This window comes from Kitasatospora purpeofusca, assembly GCF_036010405.1.
Classification (GTDB): domain Bacteria; phylum Actinomycetota; class Actinomycetes; order Streptomycetales; family Streptomycetaceae; genus Kitasatospora; species Kitasatospora purpeofusca.
In genome coordinates, this window is the sequence record NZ_CP108561.1 from 3,942,667 (window position 1) to 3,965,437 (window position 22,771).

Annotated in this window: 14 protein-coding genes; 4 read left to right on the top strand and 10 right to left on the bottom strand. The window is 72.4% G+C overall.

All coding sequences use genetic code 11. The features are described 5' to 3' along the window. Nucleotides 1-44: 44 nt before the first annotated feature. The 5 genes from OG715_RS17305 to OG715_RS17325 all read right to left on the bottom strand — a co-directional run bounded on the left by OG715_RS17305 (nucleotide 45) and on the right by OG715_RS17325 (nucleotide 9,704). Nucleotides 45-4,991: an NAD-glutamate dehydrogenase gene (locus OG715_RS17305; protein ID WP_266269691.1), complete on the bottom strand. Its 4,947-nt coding sequence runs from the start codon at nucleotides 4,989-4,991 to the stop codon at nucleotides 45-47. A gap of 333 nt (nucleotides 4,992-5,324) precedes the next feature. Beyond that, nucleotides 5,325-6,950 (bottom strand): L-glutamate gamma-semialdehyde dehydrogenase, encoded by a 1,626-nt coding sequence (pruA, locus tag OG715_RS17310; RefSeq protein ID WP_266271711.1) that lies wholly within the window; start codon nucleotides 6,948-6,950, stop codon nucleotides 5,325-5,327. Nucleotides 6,951-7,136: 186 nt separating this feature from the next. Beyond that, entirely contained in the window at nucleotides 7,137-7,793 is a 657-nt protein-coding gene (locus tag OG715_RS17315) for an HAD family hydrolase (protein WP_266269692.1), read from the bottom strand. 104 nt (nucleotides 7,794-7,897) lie between these two features. Beyond that, nucleotides 7,898-8,407, bottom strand: coding sequence for a DUF6912 family protein (locus OG715_RS17320; protein ID WP_266269693.1), 510 nt, complete (start codon nucleotides 8,405-8,407; stop codon nucleotides 7,898-7,900). Nucleotides 8,408-8,594: 187 nt separating this feature from the next. Further along, complete coding sequence (locus OG715_RS17325; RefSeq protein WP_266269694.1) at nucleotides 8,595-9,704, bottom strand: patatin-like phospholipase family protein; 1,110 nt, start codon at nucleotides 9,702-9,704, stop codon at nucleotides 8,595-8,597. 461 nt (nucleotides 9,705-10,165) lie between these two features. Here OG715_RS17325 and OG715_RS17330 point away from each other — a divergent pair, with 461 nt between their 5' ends. Beyond that, the gene (locus OG715_RS17330; protein WP_266269695.1) at nucleotides 10,166-10,654 is read left to right on the top strand and encodes an Rv3235 family protein; all 489 of its coding nucleotides are present in this window, start codon (nucleotides 10,166-10,168) and stop codon (nucleotides 10,652-10,654) included. A 170-nt stretch (nucleotides 10,655-10,824) separates the two neighbouring features. Here OG715_RS17330 and secA read toward each other — a convergent pair whose 3' ends face one another. Next, the gene (secA, locus tag OG715_RS17335) at nucleotides 10,825-13,587 is read right to left on the bottom strand and encodes a preprotein translocase subunit SecA (protein ID WP_266269696.1); all 2,763 of its coding nucleotides are present in this window, start codon (nucleotides 13,585-13,587) and stop codon (nucleotides 10,825-10,827) included. Nucleotides 13,588-13,838: 251 nt separating this feature from the next. On the opposite strand from secA, the gene OG715_RS17340 reads away from it, so the two are divergent. Both OG715_RS17340 and OG715_RS17345 read left to right on the top strand, forming a co-directional pair. After that, a complete protein-coding gene (locus OG715_RS17340; protein WP_266269697.1) occupies nucleotides 13,839-14,444 on the top strand; it encodes a GNAT family N-acetyltransferase in 606 nt (201 codons plus the stop codon). Between the two features lie 99 nt (nucleotides 14,445-14,543). Continuing rightward, nucleotides 14,544-15,758, top strand: a complete 1,215-nt coding sequence (locus OG715_RS17345; RefSeq protein ID WP_266269698.1) for a winged helix-turn-helix domain-containing protein — start codon at nucleotides 14,544-14,546, stop codon at nucleotides 15,756-15,758. A gap of 70 nt (nucleotides 15,759-15,828) precedes the next feature. Here OG715_RS17345 and OG715_RS17350 read toward each other — a convergent pair whose 3' ends face one another. Together OG715_RS17350 and hpf are read right to left on the bottom strand one after the other, a co-directional pair. Beyond that, nucleotides 15,829-16,587, bottom strand: a complete 759-nt coding sequence (locus OG715_RS17350) for a response regulator (RefSeq protein WP_266269699.1) — start codon at nucleotides 16,585-16,587, stop codon at nucleotides 15,829-15,831. Nucleotides 16,588-16,824: 237 nt separating this feature from the next. Further along, nucleotides 16,825-17,520, bottom strand: coding sequence for a ribosome hibernation-promoting factor, HPF/YfiA family (gene hpf, locus OG715_RS17355; protein WP_266269700.1), 696 nt, complete (start codon nucleotides 17,518-17,520; stop codon nucleotides 16,825-16,827). Between the two features lie 447 nt (nucleotides 17,521-17,967). Here hpf and OG715_RS17360 point away from each other — a divergent pair, with 447 nt between their 5' ends. Further along, nucleotides 17,968-18,690, top strand: a complete 723-nt coding sequence (locus OG715_RS17360; RefSeq protein WP_407661114.1) for a ComF family protein — start codon at nucleotides 17,968-17,970, stop codon at nucleotides 18,688-18,690. Nucleotides 18,691-18,762: 72 nt separating this feature from the next. Here the strand turns inward: OG715_RS17360 and OG715_RS17365 are convergent, their stop codons facing one another. Together OG715_RS17365 and mtrB are read right to left on the bottom strand one after the other, a co-directional pair. Further along, entirely contained in the window at nucleotides 18,763-20,658 is a 1,896-nt protein-coding gene (locus tag OG715_RS17365; protein ID WP_266269701.1) for an LpqB family beta-propeller domain-containing protein, read from the bottom strand. Continuing rightward, nucleotides 20,633-22,771, bottom strand: coding sequence for an MtrAB system histidine kinase MtrB (mtrB, locus tag OG715_RS17370; protein ID WP_266269702.1), 2,139 nt, complete (start codon nucleotides 22,769-22,771; stop codon nucleotides 20,633-20,635). Before mtrB ends, OG715_RS17365 begins: the two co-directional genes overlap by 26 nt.

Below are 22,771 nucleotides of genomic sequence, written 5' to 3' on the forward strand. Positions count from 1 at the left end.
GTCCACCGAGGACGCGGGCCCGCCGTTGAACCGCTACAGCCTCGTCAGCGCATCGAACCGGTGCGGAGCAGGGTCCGGATGACACGCATCGCGACCGAGAGGCTGGACAGCTCGTAGTTGTCCGAACCCCTTATGTCGTCGAGGGTGCTCTTGGCCCGGTTCAGCAGGGTCGCGTTGAGCTCCGCCCAGGCCGTGTACCGCTCCTCGGGGGTCGCGCCCTCGGGGCCGCAGGCCAGGATGTCGGCGGTCAGCGCCGCGTGGGCCGCGAAGAGGTCCTCGCGGATGGCGGCGCGGGCCATGGACGACCAGCGGTCGGTGCGGGGCAGCTCGATGATGCGGTCGAGCAGGTGGGTGATCTGCAGCCGGTCGGCGAGGTCGTAGTAGAGCTCGGCGACCTGGGCGACGTCCTTGCCGGACCGGTCCGCGACCTCGGTGATGTCCAGGGTCGGGAAGGTCGAGGACAGGCCCGCGATCCGGGTGGCGAGCTCCTCCGGCACACCGGCGCCGGCGAGCTCCCCGTAGACGTGCTCGAACCAGACCAGGTCCTCGCCGCGCAGCGGCTTGGGCAGCGAGCCCCACACCTGGTTGACCCGGTCGTGGAAGAACTCGATGGTGCCGGCGATGTCCAGCGGCTGGCGCCGGTTGTTGAGCATCCACCGGGTCGCGCGCTCGACCAGACGGCGCGAATGCAGCCGCATCTTGGTCTGCGCCCGGGCCGGGACCCGGTTGTCCAGGCCCTCGATCTCGGACCAGATCTCCTCCAGGCCGAAGACGGCCCGGGCAGCGGTGTGGGTGCGGGCGACCTCTTCGTAGGTCGCGCCGGTCTCCTCCTTCAGGCGGAAGGCGAAGGTGCAGCCACCGCGGTTGATCGTGTCGTTGACGATCAGCGTGGTGATGATCTCGCGGCGCAGCGGGTGCCGGTCGATCTGCTCGGCGAACCGGGCCCGCAGCGCGCTGGGGAAGTACTCGTGCAGCGCGGTGCGGAAGAACGGGTCGTCGGGCAGGTCGGTGGCGAGCAGCTCCTCGGCCAGGGTGATCTTGGTGTAGGCGAGCAGCACCGACATCTCGGGCTGGGACAGGCCCCGGCCGTTCTGCTGGCGCTCGCGGATCTGCCGCTCGGTGGGCAGGTACTCCAGGCCCCGGTCGAGCTGGCCGGCCGACTCCAGCCGGTTGATCATCCGGGAGTGGACGTTGACCATGCTGTGCGCCTGGGCGACCGCGTTGGCCAGCACCACGTTCTGCGCGTAGTTGTTGCGCAGGACGAGGTGGCCGACCTCGTCGGTCATCTCGGCGAGCAGGGTGTTGCGCTGCTTGACCGTCATGTCGCCGTCGGCGACCACCTGGTTGAGCAGGATCTTGATGTTGACCTCGTGGTCCGAGGTGTCCACACCGGCCGAGTTGTCGATGGCGTCGGTGTTGATCCAGCCGCCGGTGCCCTCCGGGCCGCCGGAGGCCGCGTACTCGATGCGGCCGAGCTGGGTGCAGCCGAGGTTGCCGCCCTCGCCGACGACGCGGGCGCGGACCTGCTCGCCGTTGACGCGGATGGCGTCGTTGGCCTTGTCGCCGACCTCGGCGTTGGTCTCGGTGGAGGCCTTGACGTAGGTGCCGATGCCGCCGTTCCAGAACAGGTCGACCGGCGCCTGGAGGATCGCCTTCATCAGCTCGGCGGGAGTGAGCCGGGTGTCGGAGACGCCCAGTGCGGCCCGGACCTGCGCGGTGAGCTGGATCGACTTGGCGCTGCGCGGGAAGATCCCGCCGCCGGCCGAGATCAGCGACCTGTCGTAGTCGTCCCAGGAGCTGCGGGGCAGCTCGAACAGGCGGCGGCGCTCGGCGTACGAGGAGGCCGCCTCCGGGTTCGGGTCCAGGAAGATGTGGCGGTGGTCGAAGGCGGCGACCAGGCGGATGTGCTCGCTGAGCAGCATGCCGTTGCCGAAGACGTCACCGGACATGTCGCCGATGCCGACGACGGTGAAGTCCTCGGACTGGGTGTCGTGGCCGAGCTCGCGGAAGTTGCGCTTGACCGACTCCCAGGCGCCGCGGGCGGTGATGCCCATGCCCTTGTGGTCGTAGCCGGCCGAGCCGCCGGAGGCGAACGCGTCGCCCAGCCAGAAGCCGTAGGACTCGGCGACACCGTTGGCGATGTCGGAGAAGGTCGCGGTGCCCTTGTCGGCGGCGACGACCAGGTAGGTGTCGTCCTCGTCGTGGCGGACCACGTCGGCCGGGTGGACGACCTCGCCGCCGACCAGGTTGTCGGTGATGTCCAGCAGCGCCGAGATGAAGGTCTTGTAGGACGAGATGCCCTCGGCCAGCCAGGCGTCACGGTCCACCGACGGGTCCGGCAGCTGCTTGGCGACGAAGCCGCCCTTGGCGCCGACCGGCACGATGACGGTGTTCTTCACCATCTGCGCCTTGACCAGGCCGAGGATCTCGGTGCGGAAGTCCTCGCGCCGGTCGGACCAGCGCAGACCGCCGCGGGCGACCTTGCCGAAGCGCAGGTGCACGCCCTCGACCTGCGGCGAGTAGACCCAGATCTCGAACGCCGGGCGCGGGGCCGGCAGGTCCGGGATGGCCTTCGGGTCGAACTTCATCGACACGTAGGAGTGCCACTCGCCGGTGCCGTCGTGCTGGAAGAAGTTGGTCCGCAGCGTGGCCTTGATGAGGTGCAGGAAGGAGCGCAGGATGCGGTCCTCGTCCAGCGAGACGACCTCGTCCAGCGCGCCGTCCAACTCCTCCAGGATGCCCTCGGTCAGCTCCAGCGCGCCCTGCTGGTGGCTGGGGCTGAGCCGGGCCTCGAAGAGGTTCACCAGCAGGCGGGTGGTGTGGGTGTTGTTGCGGAGCGCGTCCTCCATGTAGTCCTGGGAGAACGTGGAGCCCGCCTGGCGCAGGTACTTGGCGTAGGCGCGCAGCATCATCGCCTGGCGCCAGGTCAGCCCGGCGGTCAGGACGAGGTTGTTGAAGCCGTCGTTCTCGGCCTTGCCGGTCCAGGTGGCCGCGAAGGTCTCCTGGAAGCGGTCGCGGGCCTCGTCGGTCAGCTCGACGGCCTCGCGCAGCCGCAGGCCGAAGTCGTACACCCAGGCGGTGGTGTGGTCGGAGCGCGTCAGCGCGTACGGGTGCTCGTCGAGCACCTCGACGCCCAGCCGCTGGAGGACCGGCAGCACCTCGGTGAGCGAGATCGGGCCGCCCACCCGGTAGATCTTGAAGCGGCGCTCGTCGTCGCCAGCGCCGACCGGCTGGTAGAGGTTCAGCCGGAAGTCGCCCTCGCCGTGCAGCGACTCGATCTGCTTGAGGTCCGCGACCGCGGTGCGCGCGGTGAAGTCCGCGCGGTAGCCGTCGGGGAAGGCGTTGGCGTACTTGCGGGAGAGCTCGGCCGCCTTCTCCTCGCCCAGCTCGATGTGCAGCTGGTCGTTGAACCCGTCCATCCAGAACCGGGCGGCCTCGGCCAGCTTGGCCTCGATCCGCTCGATCTCGGCGTCCGTCAGGTGCGGCAACTCGCTGCCGGGGGTGACCCGGACGACGAAGTGCAGTCGGGTCAGCACCGACTCCGTCGACCAGACCGTGTAGTCGATCGAGGCACCGTTGAGCTCCTGCATCAGGATGTCCATGAGGCGCAGCCGGATGCGGGTGGTGTAGCGGTCGCGCGGCAGGTAGACCAGCGCGGAGAAGTAGCGCCCGTACTCGTCCTGGCGCAGGAACAGCCGCAGCCGGCGGCGCTCCTGGAGGTAGAGCACGCTGGTGGCGATCTGCAGCAGCTCGTCGGCCGGGGTCTGGAAGATCTCGTCCCGGGGGAAGGTCTCCAGGATCTGCAGCAGGTCGCGGCCGTCGTGGCTCTCGGTGGAGAAGCCGGAGTCGACGATGACGTCCTGGACCTTGCGGCGGACGACCGGGATGCGGCTGACCGACTCGGTGTAGGCGGCGGCCGAGAACAGGCCGAGGAAGCGGCGCTCGCCGATGACCACGCCGTTGGCGTCGAACTTCTTCACGCCGACGTAGTCGAGGTAGGACGGGCGGTGCACGGTCGCCCGACTGTTGGCCTTGGTGAGGACGAGCAGCTTCTTCTCGTGGGCCTTGGCGCGCACCGGCGCGGACAGCCGGCCGAAGGCCTCGCTGACGGCGTGGTGCTGGTCGTCGTGGCCGATCGGGTCGGAGCGCAGGATGCCGAGGCCGGTCCCGGCGACGGCCTTGAGGACCTCCTCGCCCTCGTGCTCGACCAGGTCGTACTCGCGGTAGCCGAGGAAGGTGAAGTGGTCGTCGGCGAGCCAGCGCATCAGCTCCCAGGCCTCGCCGACCTCCTCCTCGGGCAGGCCGGCCGGGGGCTGCTCGGCGAGCTCGTCGGCCAGACGCAGCGCGGAGTCGCGCATCTTGGTCCAGTCCTCGACGACCTCGCGGACGTCGCCGAGCACCCGGCGCAGGTCGGTCTCGATCTCGCGCAGGTCGTCGCGGTCGGTCTCGCGGTCGACCTCGATGTGCATCCACGACTCGACGGTCGCGTCGGCCGGCCACTCGGTGCCGGAGGCCTGGCTGCGGGCGCAGGCGTCGACGTCGAGGATCTCCAGCAGCTTGCCGGTGATGTCGCGGCGGACGACCAGCTGGGGGTGGATGACGATGTGGATCGCGCGGTCCTGGCGGGACAGCTCGTTGGTCACCGAGTCGACCAGGAACGGCATGTCGTCGGTGACGACCTCGACCACGGTGTGGCCGCAGGACCAGCCGTTCTCCTCGACCGAGGGGGTGTGGACCCGCACCTCGGCGGTGCCCTGGGGACGCTTGAGGCCCAGGCGGTAGTGCGAGGCGGCCGCGCCGTAGACGTCGACCGGGTCGCGGTCGACCAGGTCCTCGGCCGCCGTGTGGAGGTAGTAGTGGTGCAGGTACGCGGACAGAGCGCCGTTGCTCAGTCCCTCCCCCGGCGCCGCTCCCCCCACCTGGCTGTTCTCAGCGGCTGCTGCTGCCTTCCTGAGCAGTTCGGCCTTGGCTGCGTCCAGCTTGGTCTGCATGACTTCTTGGCTCCTGTCGCGCGCCGTTGCGTGACTCGGTGGTGGTATCGGGATCCACCGCCGGGGTCTTCCGCAATCCTGCCGCACCATCCAGCTGAAAAGGCCCCATGGCGCGCATGGAACACCTCTGCAGCGGGTAGGACGCAACGTTCGGCCTGCGGAGCCACCCGACGACGCCAGCCAGCCTAACGGGATCAATCGAAGGTGTCAGGGGACAAGCAGGCGCAAACCTGCAGGAAGATCGGGCCGTCCTGGACAGCTTGTCCAATCAGCCTGCCGGTTTGCGCCGAAAGCCGGAACTTCGTGCGGAGCAGGTGTGCACACGGTCGGCATTCAGCCCATGTGCGGATGAACGTGGGTGGTCGGCGGCACGAACGTCTCCTTGATCGACCTCGCCGAGGTCCAGCGCAGCAGGTTCTGCGGCGCGCCCGCCTTGTCGTTGGTGCCGGACGCCCGGCCGCCGCCGAACGGCTGCTGGCCCACCACGGCGCCGGTCGGCTTGTCGTTGATGTAGAAGTTCCCGGCGGCGAACCGCAGCGCCTCCAGGGCCTGCGCGATCGCGTAGCGGTCCTGGGCGACCACCGCGCCGGTCAGCCCGTACGGGGCGCCCGCGTCGACCCGGCCGAGCACGTCCTCCCAGCGGGAGTCCTCGTAGACGTGCACCGCCAGGATCGGGCCGAAGTACTCGGTGCGGAACATCTCGTTGCGGTGGTCCGAGGAGACCAGCACGGTCGGACGGACGAACCAGCCGATCGCGTCGTCGTACTGGCCGCCGGCCACCAGCTCCACCGTCGAATCGGCCTTGGCCCGCTCGATCGCGTCCCGGTTCCGCTCGAACGCGCGCCGGTCGATCAGCGCGCCCATGAAGTTCGACAGGTCGGTGACGTCGCCGACCGGCAGCGCGTCCACCTCGGCGAGCAGGTCGTCCTTGATCCGCTGCCAGAGGCTGCGCGGCAGGTACGCGCGGGAGAGCGCCGAGCACTTCTGGCCCTGGTACTCGAAGGCGCCGCGGATCAGCGCCGCCTTGAGGATGTCCGGGTCGGCCGAGCGGTGCGCCAGCAGGAAGTCCTTGCCGCCGGTCTCGCCGACGATCCGGGGGTAGCCGCGGTAGCCGCCGATATTGGCGCCGATCGTCTGCCAGAGCGACTGGAAGGTCGCGGTGGAACCCGTGAAGTGCAGCCCGGCCAGGGCCGGGTCCGCCAGCGCCACCGCGGACACCTGCTGCCCGTCGCCGGTGACCAGGTTGATCACCCCGGGCGGCAGCCCGGCCGCCTCCAGCAGCCGCATCAGGTGGTACGCGGCCAGCGTCTGGGTCGGCGCCGGCTTCCACACCACGGTGTTGCCCATCAGCGCCGGCGCGGTGGGCAGGTTCCCGGCGATCGCGGTGAAGTTGAACGGGGTGACCGCGTAGACGAAGCCTTCCAGCGGGCGGTGGTCGACGCGGTTCCACACCCCGGGCGAGGAGACCGGCTGCTCGGCCAGGATCCGCCGGGCGAAGTGGACGTTGTAGCGCCAGAAGTCGATCAGCTCGCAGGCCGAGTCGATCTCCGCCTGCTGAGCGGTCTTGGACTGGCCGAGCATGGTCGCCGCGTTGAGCGTCTCCCGCCAAGGTCCGGCCAGCAGGTCGGCGGCGCGCAGGAAGACCGCGGCCCGGTCGTCGAAGGACAGTCCGCGCCACTCCCGCCCGGCGGCCAGCGCGGCGTCCACGGCGGCCCTGGCGTCCTCCCGGGTGGCGTTGCCCAGCACCCCCAGCTTCGCCGCGTGGTGGTGCGGCTGGACGACGTCGATCCGCTCGCCGCCGCCGAACCGCTGCTCGCCGCCGATGGTCATCGGCAGCGGGACCGGCTCCGCCGCCAGCTCGTCCAGCCGGCGCACCAGCCGCTCCCGCTCCGGGCTGCCGGGCGCGTAGCCGAGCACCGGCTCGTTGCCCGGGACCGGGACGTCGGTGACTGCGTCGATGGGCATGGGCGGGCTCCGCTCCTGGTGGGGCGGCCGGCCCGTTCCGACGACGGGCCCGGCACCCGTCCAGCCTGACCAGCGCGGGGGCGCCGCGCCCGCCCGGACACGCCAACGGAGGAGTGGCGCGCGCCACGTCCACCGCCTCTCCGCCGCCCGGCCGAGGCCGGTCCGCCGCCGGGGAACGCCTCAGCCGGTGATCCGGCCGGCCAGCTCCACCGCCTCCGCCAGGCTGTCCACCACCGGCACACCGACCGGCTCCAGCTTCTCCCTGGTGTGCGAGCCGCCGGTGTAGAGCACGGCGTGCGCGCCCGCCTCCAGCGCGGCCAGCGCGTCGTCCGCCGCGTCCCCGATCAGCACGGTGCGGGCCGGGTCCACCTGGGTGCCGAGCGCCGCCAGGTGCCGGACCAGGTGCTCGGCCTTCTGCCCGCCGGCCGGGCCGCTGCGCCCGTCCACCCGCAGGAACTGCCCGGTCAGGCCGAAGCCCTCGACCACGGGCAGCAGCCGGTCGTGCTCGTACATGGACAGCAGCGACTGGCTCCGCCCGGCCGCCCGCCAGCCGTCCAGCAGCTCAAGGGCGCCGTCGGTGAGGCCGCAGGCGGCGCTCAGCTGGTGGTAGCGGTCGTGGAAGGCGTCGTCCAGCCGCAGCCACTCCGCCTCGGAGGGCAGCCGGCCGAGCAGCCGCTGGTAGAACCGGGGGATCGGGATCTCGTACTGCTCGCGGTACTCCTGCAGCGTCATCGGCCCGACGCCGATGGTCTCGAACGCCGCGTTGCTCGCTCCGAGCACAGCTTCCATGTCGTGGAAGAGCGTTCCGTTCCAGTCCCAGACGATATGAGTGCGCACATCCGAACGGTAGCGCCGCGGCCGGGCGGACCGGTAGGACGGGGCTCACGGCGGCCGGGACCCCTGGTCCTCGTGGTCCTCGTGGTGCGGGACCACGCGCGGGCTCAGGCCAGCAGGCCGGCGATCTCCTGGGTGGCGAACCACAGCAGGTCGTGGTCCTCGGCGCCGTCCACGGTGAACTGGGCGTCCTGGTCGCCCGCGTCCGCGGCCACCACCGCCCCGACCGCCGCCGCCACATCGGCCACCACGTCGCTGTCCGCGACATCGGCGTGCACGGCGGCGGCCTTGGCCAGCTTCAGCGGCCCGGCCAGCACCACCCGGCCCAGCGAGGCCTGGTCCTGGTACTCGTCGCCGGGGAACGGCGTCACGGCCGAGTCCGCGACGTCGAGCGCGATCACGACCCGGCGGCGCGGGGCGTCCGGCTCGGCGGCCAGCAGGCGGAGCGAGGACTGGGCGGCGCGGTTGAGGGCCGCGTACTCCAGCTCCTCCAGGTCGTCGCTGACGTACCACTCGCGCAGCGCGGGCGTCACGGCGTACGCCGCGGACTGCTCCAGCGCGCCGCCCGAGTGCGCCGCCGCCAGGCCGGTCAGGGTGGTGGGCACGTACACGCGCATCGGTGGCACTCTCCGGTTCGTCCAGCGGCACAGCTTCCAGCGTCCCCAAGAATAAGCTCCGGAGGCGGCGCCGCGATCACCCGTGCACCGGTCGGCCCTCCGGGCGGGCCGTGCGCGCGTCCCGGCGGGCCCACCGGGCGCCTCTCCGGGGCCCGTCCCGCCGGCTGTCCCGTCGGCCCGACCCGGATCAGCCGGCGGCTGCCAGGACCCGGCGGCAGGTGTCCAGCGCGCTCTCCAGGACCGGGCCCCGGCGGGACGGATCCATCATGTTCGGCCCCATCACGGCCAGGTCCGCGGGTGCGGGCGCGAGGAGGTGGACCCGGGCGCCGCCCTCCCGCAGCAGTCCTGCCTCGCGCAGCAGCTGCCGGGTCACCGCCCTGCGGTAGCGGCCGACCAACTGGGCGAGCACCCCGCGCGGCAGGTCGCGCCCGCGCCGGGCGCGCGCGAATCCGGACGCGCCCGGGACGGACTCCGAGTGCCCCGGTTGCGGCCGCCCCGGAGGGTCGCTGCACAGCGCCATGGGCGCCAGGACGTACACCTCGTCGAGGCCCCGGCCGAGCAGCAGGTCGGCGTTGGTGGCCGACCAGCAGCCGCCGTCCACGTAGTCCGCCCCGCCCACCCGGACCGGGGCGAACCAGCCCGGGATCGCGCAGGAGGCCATCACCGCCTCGCCGAGGCCGGCGGGCGGGGCGTCCGGGTCGCCGAAGACCGCCCGGTGGCCGCTGCGGTAGTCCACCGCGACGACCCGCAGCGCCGACGCGCGCCCGGCCGCCCCGGTCACTCCGGCCGCCCCGGTGGCCGTCGCCCCGGCACCGCCGAACAGGCCGCCGACCAGCGCGCCCACCGGCTCCAGCGAACCCCGGCCGTGCGGGGCCATCGCCGAGACCAGGGTGAGCAGCGGGTACTCGCGCGGGTGCCGCACGGCGTCCCGCAGCAGCCCCGGCGAGCCGATGCCTGCCCGGGGCCGCGGTGGCAGCGCGCCGCCGACCGCCGTGTCGTAGTCGAAGTCGACGCCGGCCAGCGGCCCGGACGTGATCGGCAGTCCCCGCTGGTGGTCCCGGAGCTGGTCGGCGCCGACCCCGGCGGCCAGCAGGGCGCCCAGGATCGCACCGGCCGAGGTGCCGAGCACCACGTCCGCGTCACCGGCCCGGCGGCCGGTCGCCTCCTCCACCGCGCAGAGCGCGCCCACCGTCCAGGCCGCGCCGAGCATGCCCCCGCCGCCCAGCACCAGACCGCGCCGGGGAGCCCCGGCGGCCCTCGGCGCCGTCGGCCGTGTCCCGGATACCCATGTCGTCATGCCGGCCGCCTGTCCTCGTCGGGGCGGTGCTGGTCCGGAGCGGGCGCGCGGCGGGCGGCCCGATCCGGCTCCGGTCTCCGATCCTGCGCGTCGACCGGCCGGGGCCGCAACGCCCGTCCTGGCGAACCCGACCGTCCTCTTTCGGGCTTTCCCGCTCTTCCCGGTGCGTCAACCCGGTAGCGACCGGCTCCGGCCCGAACCCGTTCCCGCACGGGCCGACTCACCCGGATAGGTGAACTTTCCGGAGGCCGGGGCGCCCCGCGCAAAGCCGTTGCCGCCCGCTGCGGACGGCCGCTAACAAGGAACCCGTCCGCACCCGCACCACCCTGGCCCGGACCCGGACCGCAGCACCCCGACCCGCAATGTCCCGACCCGCACCACCCCGACCGCAGCAGCCCGACCGCAGCAGCCGACCAGGCCCCGACCGGGCCCCGACCCGCCCACCGCTCCGAGGAAGGCCCATGACCGCATGCCCGAACCGCGCCGCTCCCCCGCTCGCCCCGCCCGCCGTCCTGTCGGCACGCCCGTACCGCCCGCGCGGCACCGCCCGGGACCACCGGGCGGCCGCCGAACCGCGACGCCCCCGCCACCCCAGAACGGCCTGCGCCGACGGACCGGCCCCCGACCCGCAGGGCGGCCTGAGTACACGGTTCGCGCACCGGCTGGTGGAGGTCCTGACCGGCTCCCGGCCCTCCGGACAGCTGCTGCGCCACACCACCCTGGACTGCTACGGCCAGCTGTCGGCCCTGGTCCGGGCCGGCACCCTGCGCGGGACCCGGGGCGGCGAGCGGCCGAGGCTCGGTCCGGTGCACGACCGTTCGCCCGCGCCGGGCGCCGTCGAGGCCTGTGTCCGGGTCGACCTCGGCGGCCGGCACCACATGGTGGCGTTCCGGCTGGAGCCGCGAGGGCCGTCCGGCCAGTGGCAGTGCACCGCCGTGGAGGCCCGGTGAGCCGCCCCGGACCCTACTCGCGCCCGTCCCCGCCCGCCCGGTGGGCGGACACCGCTGCGGCACCCCCGACACCTCCGGCTCCCCCGACACCCCCGGGAACGACGCCGGGCGCCGCCCCCCTGGGGGAGCGGCGCCCGGTGCGGCGGCCGACCGGACCGGTCGGCCCGGCCTCAGCTCTTGCGGCGGCGGCCCTTGGCCGACTTGGCGGCCTTGCGGCGCTCGGCGCGGGTCAGACCGTCGCCCTCGTCCTCGGCACCGAGGTCGTCGAACTCGCCCTCGACCACACCGCCGCCGACCTCCTCCGAGGGGGCCGTGTAGTGCAGCCGCTGCGGCTTCGGGGCCTCCAGGCCCTTGGCCTTGATCTCCGGACGGGGGGCGTCCTTCTCCAGCTTGTCGAGCAGCACCTGGGCGTCCTCGACCGGGACCTCCTCGACCTGCTGCTCGACCTGGACCTCCAGGTTGAACAGGTAGCCGACGGACTCCTCCTTGATGCCCTCCATCATCGCGGTGAACATGTCGAAGCCCTCGCGCTGGTACTCGACCAGCGGGTCGCGCTGCGCCATGGCCCGCAGGCCGATGCCCTCCTGGAGGTAGTCCATCTCGTAGAGGTGCTCGCGCCAGCGGCGGTCGAGCACCGAGAGGACGACCCGGCGCTCCAGCTCGCGCATGATCTCCTCGCCGAGCTGGTCCTCACGGGCGCCGTACTGGCCCTGGATGTCCTCCTGGATGGCCTTGGTGAGGAACTCCGAGGTGAGGCCCGCGGCGCCGCCGGCCTCCTCCTCCAGCTCGGCCAGGTCCAGGGTGACGGGGTAGAGCTGCTTGAGCGCGGTCCAGAGCTTCTCGAGGTCCCAGTCGTCCTCGAAGCCCTCGCCGGTGGCGGCGTTGACGTACGCCTCGACGGTGTCGTCCATGAAGTGGCCGACCTGCTCCTGCAGGTCCTCGCCCTCCAGGACCCGGCGGCGCTCGCCGTAGATGACCTCGCGCTGGCGGTTCAGCACCTCGTCGTACTTGAGGACGTTCTTGCGGATCTCGAAGTTCTGCTGCTCGACCTGGGTCTGCGCGGAGGCGATGGCCCGGGTGACCATCTTCGACTCGATCGGCACGTCCTCGGGCACGTTGGCCATCGAGAGCACGCGCTCGACCATGCCGGCCTTGAACAGGCGCATCAGGTCGTCGCCGAGCGACAGGTAGAAGCGGGACTCGCCCGGGTCGCCCTGACGGCCGGAGCGGCCGCGCAGCTGGTTGTCGATACGGCGGGACTCGTGCCGCTCGGTGCCGAGCACGTAGAGGCCGCCGGCCTCCTTGACCTCGTCCTGCTCCGCCTTCACGGCCGCCTTGGCCTTCTCCAGCGCGGCCGGGAACGCGGCCTCGTACTCCTCCGGGTTGTCCTCCGGGGTGATCCCGCGCTGCGCCAGCTCGGCCGCCGCGAGGTGGTCGGCGTTGCCGCCGAGCATGATGTCGGTGCCTCGGCCGGCCATGTTGGTGGCGACGGTGACGGCGCCCTTGCGACCCGCCTGGGCGACGATCTGCGCCTCGCGCTCGTGGTGCTTGGCGTTCAGCACCTCGTGCGGGATGCCGCGCTTGCGCAGCTCCTGCGACAGGTACTCGGACTTCTCGACCGACACGGTGCCGACCAGCACCGGCTGGCCCTTCTCGTGCTTCTCGGCGATGTCCTCGACCACGGCCGCGAACTTGGCTGGCTCCGACTTGTAGATGAGGTCGGGCTGGTCGATGCGCAGCGGGTTCTTGTTGGTGGGGATCGGCACCACACCGAGCTTGTAGATCTGGTGGAACTCGGCCGCCTCGGTGGTACCGGTACCGGTCATACCGGCCAGCTTGTCGTAGAGGCGGAAGAAGTTCTGGAGGGTGATGGTGGCCAGGGTCTGGTTCTCGTTCTGGACCTCCACCCCTTCCTTGGCCTCGATCGCCTGGTGCATGCCCTCGTTGTAGCGGCGGCCGGCCAGGATACGGCCGGTGTGCTCGTCAACGATCATGACTTCGCCGTTCATGACGACGTAGTCCTTGTCGTTCTTGTACAGCTCCTTGGCCTTGATGGCGTTGTTCAGGAAGCCGACGAGCGGGGTGTTCACCGACTCGTAGAGGTTGTCGATACCGAGGTAGTCCTCGACCCGGGTGACGCCCTCCTCGAGGATGCCCACGGTGCGCTTCTTCTCGTCGACCTCGTAGTCGCGGTCGATCTTCAGGCGCAGCACCAGCTTGGCGAAGTCGGCGTACCACTTGGTCGCCTGGTCGGCCGGGCCGGAGATGATCAGCGGGGTCCGGGCCTCGTCGATGAGGATCGAGTCGACCTCGTCGACCACCGCGTAGTTGTGGCCGCGCTGGACGAGCTCGTCCTTCGACCACGCCATGTTGTCGCGCAGGTAGTCGAAGCCGAACTCGTTGTTGGTGCCGTACGTGATGTCCATCCCGTACTGGCGCTTGCGCTCGGCGGGCGTCATGTTGCCGAGGATCACGCCGACCTCGAGGCCGAGGAAGCGGTGCACCCGGCCCATCCACTCCGAGTCGCGCTCGGCGAGGTAGTCGTTGACCGTGATGAGGTGCACGCCCTTGCCGGTGAGCGCGTTCAGGTACGTGGGCAGCGTACCGACGAGGGTCTTGCCCTCACCGGTGCGCATCTCGGCGACATAGCCGTGGTGCAGCGCGGCGCCGCCCATGATCTGGACGTCGTAGTGCCGCTGGCCGAGGACGCGCTTGGCGGCCTCGCGAACGGTGGCGAAGGCCTCGGGGAGGATGTCGTCCAGGGACTCGCCGTCGACGAGTCGCTGCCTGTACTCGTCCGTCAGGGCGCGAAGCTCGGCGTCGGTGAGGTTGACGAAGTCCTCTTCGATGGAGTTGACCTGGGCGGCAATCCGCTGCAGCTTGCGAAGGATCTTGCCTTCGCCGGCGCGCAGGATCTTGTCGAAGACGGACACGTGAGCGGGCTCCTTGCCTGTATTGGCACTGGACGACTGCACGGCGGATCCACCCCACCGCACGGGCCATCGTATGCGAGGAGCCCAATGCCTCGGGAGGTGCGTCAGCACGGTATTCCCGTGTCACCCCTGCGAGCACATGCCCCGATAGCATTCCCCACCGGGGCAAACCGGGCAGCCGTCCGGAGAGTTGGGCACCCAGGACCGTTAATCGGATGCTCGGATTCATCTCTGGACGAAATAATCCGCCCATGGAAGAAAGCCCCGAACCCCGCGCCGGGGAGCAGTCCGGCCCGCCCGCCGCCGACACCGCCCGCGAGCCCGTCGTCCTCACCACCGAGCGCCTCGTGCTGCGCGCTCCGCGCGAGTCGGACATCGACGCGATCAACGCCGCCTGCCAGGACCCGGAGATCCAGCGCTGGACGGTCGTCCCGAGTCCGTACGAGCGCAGCGACGCCGAGTACTTCGTGTCCGATCTTGCCCTCAACGGTTGGCGGACCGGCGAGAACCCGGTCTGGTGCGTGTTCGAGCGGGAGTCCGGCGCCCTGGTCGGCACCCAGGGGCTGGCGCTCCGCGCCGGGGGGACCGTCGCCGAGATCGGCTGGTGGGCGACCAAGGAGTTCCGCGGCCGCGGCTACACCGCGGAGGCCGCCACCGCGGTGGCCCGCTACGGACTGGCCGAACTCGGCCTGCGCCGGCTGGAGTGGCTCGCCTACGTGGGCAACGACGGCTCCCGCGCGGTCGCCGCGAAGGTCGGCTTCCGCTTCGAGGGCACCCTGCGCGCGTACGCCGAGCAGCGCGGGCAGTTCCACGACTCGTGGATCGCCTCCCTGCTGCCCGGCGACCTCGCCGACTGACCCGGCCCGCACCGCACCGGCATTGCGTCCGTCCGCCCGAGCCCCCAGGACTCCGGACGGACGGGCGCGTTGTCGGTGGCCGCCTCTAGGCTCGCCGGCATGACCGCCTCGACCCCTGGCCCGGCCTCGGGCCCGTCCTCCCTCCCCGCCCCGGTGACCGCGCTCGGTGCCGACGACGCCCGCCGGATCGCCCTGCGCGCCCAGGGCCTGCTCGGCGCGCCCGACCGCCGCGGCGGGGTGCGCGGGATGCTGCGCCGGCTCGGCTCCGTCCAGCTCGACACCATCTCGGTGCTGGCCCGCTCCCACGAACTCGTGCCGTACGCCCGGCTCGGCGCGGTCGGCCGCCCCGCGGTCGAGACGGCGTACTGGGGCTCCGGCACGAGCTTCGAGTACTGGTCGCACGCGGCGTGCATCCTGCCGATGGAGGAGTGGCCGCTGTTCGCCTTCCGGCGCCGCCGCTACCGCGCGAAGACGCACGTCTGGGGCAAGCAGGGCGAAGCGGAGACCTACCGCTCGGTGCTGGACAAGCTGCGCGCCGAGGGCCCGCTCACCTCCACCGAGCTGGGCGGCGCCAAGAAGACCGCCGACTGGTGGGACTGGTCGGACACCAAGATCGCGGTGGAGCGGGCGCTGGCCTTCGGTGACGTGGTCTGCACCGAGCGCCGGAGCTGGAAGCGCGTCTACGCCCTGGCCGAACAGGCCGTCCCCGCCGAGCTGTTCGCCGCCGAGCCGGACGACGCCGAGTGCCTGCGCACCCTGGTCGCCCAGTCCGGCGCGGCCCTCGGCGTGGCCACCCGGGCCGACATCGTCGACTACTACCGGCTGCGCGCCGAGCAGGTGGACGCGGTGCTGCCCGACTCCGGCCTGGTCCCGGTCGAGGTGGCCGGCTGGGGCCCGAACGGCAGCCCCGGCGCGGCCTGGGCCGACCCCGAGGCGCTCGCCACGACGCCGCGCGGCCGCCACCGCACCACGCTGCTGTCGCCGTTCGACTCGCTGGTCTGGGACCGCCCGCGCACCGAGCGGATCTTCGGCATGCTCCACCGGCTGGAGGCGTACACCCCCAAGCACAAGCGGGTGCACGGCTACTTCGCGATGCCGGTCCTGACCGGCGGCCGGCTCGTCGGCCGGGTCGACCCGGCCCGCGAGGGGCGGACCCTGGTGGCGCGTCAGGTCTCGCTGGACTCCCCCCGGCACCTGGAGGCGCTGGCCGACGCGCTGCGCGAGGCGGCCGGCTGGGTGGGCTGCGACGCCGTCCGGGTCGAGGCGCTGCACGACGAGTCGCTGCGCCCGGCGCTGGAACGACTGCTGGACTGACCGGAAGCCCGCACGGGACGCCCCGACCGCCCCGGCGGTCGGGGCCCGCCGGGCCCACCGGGCCCACCGGTCACCCTATTTCGAGGATCTTCTCCCGCATCGCGTACACCACGGCCTCCATCCGGGAGTGCAGCTGCAGCTTCTCCAGGATGTTGCGCACATGGTTCTTCACGGTGTTCTCGCTGATGAACAACTCCTTGGCGATCTCCCGGTTGTTCATCCCGGTCGCCACCAGCTTCAGCACCTCCAGCTCCCGGTCCGTCAGTCGCGGCGCGGGCACCAAGTCCCGCTCGTCGGAACGGCGCTGGATCATCGACTTGAACTCGGTGAGCAGCTTGGACGCCATGGACGGGCTGATCTGGGACTGCCCGTCGGCGACCGCGCGGATCGCGGTGGCGACCTCGTCGGTGGAGATCTCCTTGAGCAGGTAGCCGGTGGCCCCCGCCTTGATCGCCTCGTAGAGGTCGGCCTCCTCGTCGCTTATCGTCAGCATGATGATCTTGGTGCTGGGTGCGACGTCCTTGATCGCGGTGCAGGCCTCGATCCCGCTGCGGCGCGGCATCCTGACGTCCATGAGGATGATGTCGGGCAGCAGGTCGGCCGCCTTGAGCACCGCCTCCGCGCCGTCCCCGGCCTCGCCGACGACGGTGATGTCCTCCTCCTCGGCCAGCACGATCTCCAGGCCGCGGCGGAACAGCGCGTGGTCGTCCACCACCAGGACGCGGATCGGCTCCCCCCGGTGCGGTCCGTAGTCGGGCTCGGCCCCGAGGCCGGGCGACACCCCCACGACCGGCACTGTCGCGGGCCCCAGCCCGAAGTGATCCCCCATCCGCTCCTCCCCCGTCGCCGGTCGTCGTCGGCCAATCATTCCACGGACGGGGGCCCTTGCGGTCACCCTCCGGTGCCGAATGCCCCGCAACGGGTGACCTGTCCGGTGACCGTTGTCCGCATACCGACCCCGGAATCCGGCCCACCGGCCCCCTGAACACGACCTACCCCGCCCCTGAACGCCGGTGACCCCGGCGGCAGCGCCACCGGGGTCACCCCTCTCCTGCTGTCCGGACGGTCAGTCCTCGTCGTCGCCCGCGCCGATCGCACCACCGGCGCCGCCACCCTCGACGGACGAACCGTCGGCCTTCAGGTGGATCACGCCGTAGTGGTAACCGTGCCGGCGGTAGACGACGCTCGGCAGGCCACTGTCCTTCTCCACGAACAGGTAGAAGTCGTGGCCGACCAGCTCCATCTCGTAGAGCGCCTGGTCGAGCGCCATCGGGGCGGCCGGGTGGGTCTTCTCCCGGACCACCAGCGGGCCTTCGCCCTCCACTTCCAGGGATCCCATCATGGTCTTGCGGACGGCACCGTTGGTGCTGCTCTCCGACGGCTTCGGCTCGGGCAGCGCGGCCAGGGCCGCGGTCGCCTCGGCGACGCTGATCGGGGTGCGGCTGCCGCTGCCGCCCTTGTGGACCCGACGCCGGTCCGCGGACTTGCGCAGTTGGGCGTCGAGCTTCGCCGAGGCCAGATCCAGCGCCGCGTAGGGGTCAGCGGCGGCGGCCTCGGCCCGGATCACCGGGCCACGGGTACGGAGGGTGATCTCCACGCGGTCGGACCGGTCGGCCTGCCGCGGGTTGTGTTCCTTGGACACCTCGACATCGAGGCTGATCGCCTTGGTGTCGAACTTCTGGACCTTCTCCAGCTTCTCGGCCACGTGATCCCGGAACCTCTTCGGCACCTCGGTCTTGCGGCCCTTGACGACGATGTCCACGCAGAACTCCGATCCCTCGTTCTGTCGCCGGCCCGGGTGCTACCGGACCGGACTGAGACCAGCCGGACCAGCCGATACATCCGCCGGCCCTCCGCTCCACCGGCAACGGTGGGAACGACTGGCCCTCACTGCACTTCCTCCCCACCAGGGACGGTTGAAACCCCCTGGAGCCTTATCGAACACCTCACACGGGGTTTTCGCCTCTCCGGCGGAGACTTCGGGTATGACGGAGTGACGGGCCGGCGGTCAAGCTGCTGCACCCCTGTCTACCCTCTCGCGAGTGAAACACAGGTAAATACCTGGACAACACCCCCCGTACGGCGCATTCTTTGCTCACTCTCCGTGTCCCGCCCGCGAGGAGCAGCCGTGCAGCGGACCTCCGCACCACCCCACCGGCAGTCCGACCGGGGGCCCTTCGCCCACGTCCTGACCGGCCTCCTCGACGCGCTGCTCCCGGCCCCCTGCGCGGGCTGCGGCGCCGACCTCGGCCACCTGTGCCCGGAGTGCCGCCGTCTCCTCGCCACCACCCCGCCGACGCCCGCTGCGGCCCTTCCCCGGGCGCACGCCGCCGCGCCGTACGAGGGTCCGGTCCGGCGGCTGCTGCTCGCCCACAAGGAGCGCGGCGCGCTGGGGCTGGCAGGTCCGCTCGGTGACGCGCTCGCCCGGGCGGTGCGCTCCGCACTCGGCCCGTGCCCCGGACCAGCGCCCCTGCTGCTGGTCCCGGTCCCCTCGGCCCGGGCGGCGGTCCGCGCCCGGGGGCACGACCCCACGCTGCGGCTGGCCCGCGCCGCCGCCGGGGCCCTGCGCCGGGAGGGCCTGGACGCCCGCGCGCTGCCGCTGCTGCGCCACGCCCGGCCGGTCGCCGACCAGGCCGGGCTCTCCGCCGCCGAGCGCCACCTGAATCTGCGCGGCGCGCTCACCGTGCGGCCGCCCGGCCGCTTCCGCCGATCCGCCGGACCCGACCGATCCGACCGACCTGATCAACCTGACCGACCCGGTCCCGCCGGGTACCGGCCGGTCCTGGTCGACGACCTGGTGACCACCGGCGCCAGCCTGGTCGAGGCGGCCCGGGCCCTGTCCGCCGCCGGCCTGCCGCCCGCCGCGGCCGCCACGGTCGCGGCGGCCGTCCCGCACCACCGCCGGCACCGCCCGGACACCTCCGACCGGTGAAGGACCCCCGCCCCGGCCCGCCCACGACCCCGGTCCCCGCCCCCGCCCCCGGCCCACGCCGAGCGCCGGGCCTCAGCCCGGGTAGATGAACGCGGAGGCCTTGTAGGGCAGCACCAGCTCCCGCCACTGGTTGTTGACCAGCCGGTACGGCTTGCTCACTTCCTTCTCCAGCGCCAGCGCCAGCACCGGCGGCGCCGGCAGCGCGTTCGTCCCCCGGGACTCCGACGCGGCGACGGCGACCACCTCCCCACCACCCAGCAACCGCGCGTCCCGGTTCTGCGACCCGTCGGTGCTGATGTACTGCAGCTGCTGGGCCTTGTCCTTCTCCTTGCCCAGCACCAGCAGTTGGTCGGCCTCCGCCCAGGACACCGCCAGGACTTCCTGGAACGCCGGGTTGGCCAGCCGCAGACCGGTGATCCTCGCGGTCGGGGCGTCCTTGGTACCGCCGTGCACGAGCAGCCCCAGCCAGAGCCGCTGGTCCTTGCTCTCCTTGCCCTCCTTCAGCAGCAGGGCGACCCGGACACCGTCCGAGGACACCTTGATGCCCTGCACCGAGCGCCCGACCAGGTCGTCCACCGCCACCGGGACGGCCTGCTTGTCCCGCACCATCAGCACCCGCGGCGCCGTCGGGTCGCGGTCCACCACGTACAGGTCGCCGCGCCCGTCCCAGGTCGGCGAGATCAGCCCGTCGTCACCCTTCGAGCCCGGGCGGCTCGGCGTGGTGAGCACCGGCTGCGGCATGGCCGGCAGCGAGTCCAGGAACGGCACCGTGAAGAGCTGGTGGCCGTCGGCGCTGATCGCCGCGGCGCGCTCGCCGTCGCGGGCCACCGCGACCGCGCCCAGCGGCCGCCCGCTCTGCTGCGCCCGCCCCAGCGGTCCGTGCACGGGCTCGCCCACGGCGTCCCCGCGCGTCTCGTGCAGCACGCCGTCGTCGGCCCGCTGGTAGAACTGCCGGGTGGACATCTGCCCGGCCAGCGAGCCGGGCCCGGTCGCGGGCTCGTCGGCGCGGCTCGCCTGACAGACCGGGCCGCCGTGCTTGGCCTTGAGCTCCAGCCGTTCGACCTGCCCGGTGCCCTGGTCGGCGAGGGTGTAGAGGAGCTGGGTGGCCATCCGCCGGCAGGCGGTGGCGCTGCCGAGGTCGGCCCCGACGAGCGTCACGTGCCCGGTGCGGTTGTCGTCCAGGGTCACCGAATCGACGGCGTTGGGCCCGAGGCCCGCCGGGAAGGCGGAGCTGGCGACCGGCGCCAGCCAGGTCGACGGCCCCGAAACCAGTGCGCGGACCGCCGAACCCAGCGGGTCTATTCGGCGCCGCAGGTAGATCGGGTCGGCGATCAGCACGTCCTGGTTGGTCACCGAGGCCGCCGTCGGCGCGGACGGGTCGGGCGCGGCGTAGAAGAACCGGTCGACCTGGCGGTAGCTGTTGCGGAAGTTGACCTCGTTGAGGATCAGCCCGTCCGGCAGCTTGTCGATCCGCCACTCGCCGGCCTTCTCCCGCACGAAGGAGAAGTTGAACTGGATCATGCGCGGTGAATCGCCGATGTACGAGTGCCGGTCGTCCACCTGGGAGACCAGCTGGCCGTCGACCGGGATCGACATCTCGGTGTCGTTGTCGGTCACGCTCACCTTGAGGTGCCCCGGGTTGGCGGCGAGCACCTTGATGCCCGCCTCGGGGTTCCAAGTGGTCCGGGCGTCGGGCGTCAGGTACTTGCGCGCCGTCACATAGCTGTCGTCGGCGGTCAGCGCGTCGAGGAAGCCGGCCAGCAGGTCCTGCGGCTTGGCTCCCTTGGCGGGCTCCACCGGGAAGACCCTGACCTGGAGGTTCTTCTCCGCCGAGCTCTTGGACAGCTCGATCTTGGTGACGCCCCCGGAATCCGGCATCGCCGCGCAGCCGCCGGCCAGCAGGGCACCCACCAGCGCACCCGCCGTCCCGGCCAGCCGCAGCTCAATCCTGGCGCTGGTCCTTCGCACGCTGCGACCCCTCCGTGTCCGTTCCACCCGTGCCGTCCGCCCCTGCGGCCTCGTCCGGTCCCGCGGTCCGCTGCGTCACCGACGGCCGACCCGGCGTCGGGTCCACCACGACCTGGGCCCCGGTCGCACCGTACCCCGCACCGACCGGCAGTACGTCGGACGGATCCGCGCGCGGGCCCTCGACCGGCCGCCGGCCGAGGCCGGGGCCGATGCTCAGCACACCGCCGAGCCCGCTGCCGAACCCGCTGCCGGAGGTGTCCGGCGTCTCCGGGACGGCCTGCTCGTCGGTCGCGGTGAGGGCGGTCGCCCCGGCCGGGCGCGCGGCCCGCCGGTACGGCGCCCCGTAGGTACCCAGGCCCCGGTTGTTGCGGGAGTCCTCCGGCTCCAGCCGGAACGGCGCCCGGCTGATCTCGCCGCCGCGGGTGCGCGGCATGGTGAGCCGGAAGTGCGAGCCGCCGCCCGGCTCCCCCCAGGCCTGCAGCCAGCCGCCGTGCAGATGCGCGTCCTCGACCGCGATCGACAGGCCGAGGCCGGTGCCGCCGGTGGTCCGCACCCGGGACGGGTCGGCCCGCCAGAACCGGTGGAACACCCGGGACGCCTCGCCCGGCTTGAGGCCGATGCCGTAGTCCCGGACGCCGATGGCGACCGCGCCGTCCCGCGAACCCAGCCGGACCACGACGTCCCGGCCCTCGCCGTGCTCCAGCGCGTTGACCACCAGGTTGCGCAGGATGCGCTCGATCCGCCGGGAGTCGACCTCGGCCAGCACCGGCTCGCCGTCGCCGCGGATCACCACGGCGCTGCCCTTGGCCTGCGCCAGCGGATCGGCGGCCTCGACCACCCGGCCGACGATCTCGCGCAGGTCGACCGGCTCGGCGTCCAGGACGGCCGCGCCCGCGTCGAAGCGGCTGATCTCCAGCAGGTCGGCGAGCAGCGACTCGAAGCGGTCCAGCTGCCCCTGGAGCAGTTCGGCGGAGCGGGCCGCCATCGGGTCGAGGTCCTCGCGGCTGTCGTAGATGAGGTCGGCGGCCATCCGGACGGTGGTCAGCGGCGTGCGCAGCTCGTGCGACACGTCCGAGACGAAGCGCCGCTGCACCCTGGAGAGCTCCTCCAACTGCCGGATCTGCGCCTGCAGCGCGTTGGCCATCCGGTTGAACGACTCGCCCAGCCTGGCGATGTCGTCGGTGCCGGTGACCTTCATCCGCTCTTCCAGGTGCCCGGCGGCCAGCCGCTCGGAGATCCCGGCGGCCATCCGGACCGGTGTCACCACCTGGCGCACCACCAGCCAGGCGATGCCGCCCATCATGATCACCACGAACACCCCGGCGGTCGCCAGCGTGCCGGTGACCAGTCCCAGGGTCTTGGTCTCCTGGCCGAAGGAGAAGACGTAGTACAGCTGGTAGCTGCCGTTGCCGGGCCCGGTGAACTGCTGCCCGAAGACCAGCCCGGGCTCGGTGTCCGCGCGGCTCTCCGGCGAGCGCTGGATCCGGGTGGGCTGGCTGAAGCTCTGGCCGGGCTCCTGCGCGACCCTGGCCTTCAGGCTGTCGGGGATGCTGCTCGGCAGGATGTCCGCGGAGTAGCGCGGGCCGAGGCCGGCCTTCTCCGGCTGGACGGTCTGGCCGGTGCCGGGCAGCATCGCGATCACCGAGTAGACGTTCTGCCCGCTCGCCGCCAGGTCGCCGACCTGCTGGAGCAGCCAGGTGCCCAGCCCCTCGGGGGCCGGATCGGTGGTCGGTGTCCGCAGCCGCAGGTCGTCAGCGTCGTCGATCTTCTTCAGCTCGGTCTGGAACCCCGCGAGCGCCTGGTCCCGGGCCGCCGACCGCTTGGTCTCCAGCAGCCCGGTGCGCACCTGCGCCACCACGACGACGCCCAGCACCATCACCACCACGACCGACAGCAGCAGCGTCGCCGCCACCACCCGCAGCTGGATCGACCGCCGGTACAGCGCCGCCACCCGGTTCAGGGGGCGGCGCAGCTGTCGGTTCACCAGCGCGAGCAGGGCGACCGGCCCCCGCCGGCGGCGGCTGCGCACGGTCGAACTCAGTACGTCCCCGCGCACGGCGCCGCCACCCCCGTCGGTCGCGGTACCCGCCGGGGTCTCGTCGGCCCGGTACAT

What these genes read in the sequence shown, in the direction of transcription:
- OG715_RS17350 (WP_266269699.1), bottom strand. Translation starts at nt 16,587, where the DNA reads ATGGGGGATCACTTCGGGCTGGGGCCCGCGACAGTGCCGGTCGTGGGG.
- OG715_RS17320 (WP_266269693.1), bottom strand. Translation starts at nt 8,407, where the DNA reads ATGCGCGTGTACGTGCCCACCACCCTGACCGGCCTGGCGGCGGCGCAC.
- OG715_RS17305 (WP_266269691.1), bottom strand. Translation starts at nt 4,991, where the DNA reads ATGCAGACCAAGCTGGACGCAGCCAAGGCCGAACTGCTCAGGAAGGCA.
- OG715_RS17345 (WP_266269698.1), top strand. Translation starts at nt 14,544, where the DNA reads ATGACCGCCTCGACCCCTGGCCCGGCCTCGGGCCCGTCCTCCCTCCCC.
- OG715_RS17325 (WP_266269694.1), bottom strand. Translation starts at nt 9,704, where the DNA reads ATGACGACATGGGTATCCGGGACACGGCCGACGGCGCCGAGGGCCGCC.
- OG715_RS17340 (WP_266269697.1), top strand. Translation starts at nt 13,839, where the DNA reads ATGGAAGAAAGCCCCGAACCCCGCGCCGGGGAGCAGTCCGGCCCGCCC.
- OG715_RS17330 (WP_266269695.1), top strand. Translation starts at nt 10,166, where the DNA reads ATGACCGCATGCCCGAACCGCGCCGCTCCCCCGCTCGCCCCGCCCGCC.
- mtrB (WP_266269702.1), bottom strand. Translation starts at nt 22,771, where the DNA reads ATGTACCGGGCCGACGAGACCCCGGCGGGTACCGCGACCGACGGGGGT.